Origin of the sequence: Streptomyces tibetensis (assembly GCF_007655005.1) — a bacterium.
In the GTDB taxonomy this organism is placed as follows: Bacteria; Actinomycetota; Actinomycetes; order Streptomycetales; family Streptomycetaceae; genus Streptomyces; species Streptomyces tibetensis.
This window is the reverse complement of sequence record NZ_SZVW01000063.1, coordinates 1-650: the sequence shown is the minus strand read 5'-3', so window position 1 is coordinate 650 and position 650 is coordinate 1. Positions and strand designations below refer to the sequence as shown.

Genomic DNA, 650 nt, shown 5'->3' with positions numbered 1-650 from the left:
CTCCCGCCGGACGGTGTTGAGCCGGGTCAGCAGCGGGGCGAGGGTGCGGCCCTCGCGTTCGGCGGCTTCCCAGTCACGGTGCCTGAGCTGGTACTTCTCCGAGTCCAGGTACTCCTCGCTGCCTTCGCGCAGCGGGGTGTTCTCGCACAGTTCGTAGCCGGAGTAGATGCCCCAGGACGGGGAGAGGGTCGCGGCGAGGACGGCCCGGACCTCGAAGGCGGGCCGGCCGCCGTGCTGGAGGTAGGCGTGCAGGATGTCGGGGGTGTTGGGGAAGAAGTTGGGCCGCATGTAGGAGGCGGCCTCACCGGAGAGCTCGGTCAGGTACTCGGTCAGCTCCTGCTTGGAGTTGCGCCAGGTGAAGTACGTGTAGGACTGCTGGAAGCCGATCTGGGCCAGGGTGTGCATCATCGCCGGCCGGGTGAACGCCTCGGCCAGGAAGATCACGTCGGGGTCGGTGCGGTTGACCTCGCCGATCACCCGCTCCCAGAACACCACCGGCTTGGTGTGCGGGTTGTCCACCCGGAAGATCCGCACCCCGGCGTCCATCCAGTGCCGCAGCACCCGCACCGTCTCGGCGACCAGGCCGTCCATGTCGGCGTCGAAGGCGATGGGGTAGATGTCCTGGTACTTCTTCGGCGGGTTCTCCGCAT

At 67.8% G+C, this 650-nt stretch carries 1 protein-coding gene; it reads right to left on the bottom strand.

Annotated elements, in window-relative coordinates:
• Nucleotides 1-650 (bottom strand): alpha-amylase family protein (locus tag FDO69_RS40925; RefSeq protein ID WP_478132108.1); only part of this gene is annotated, 650 nt, incomplete at both ends.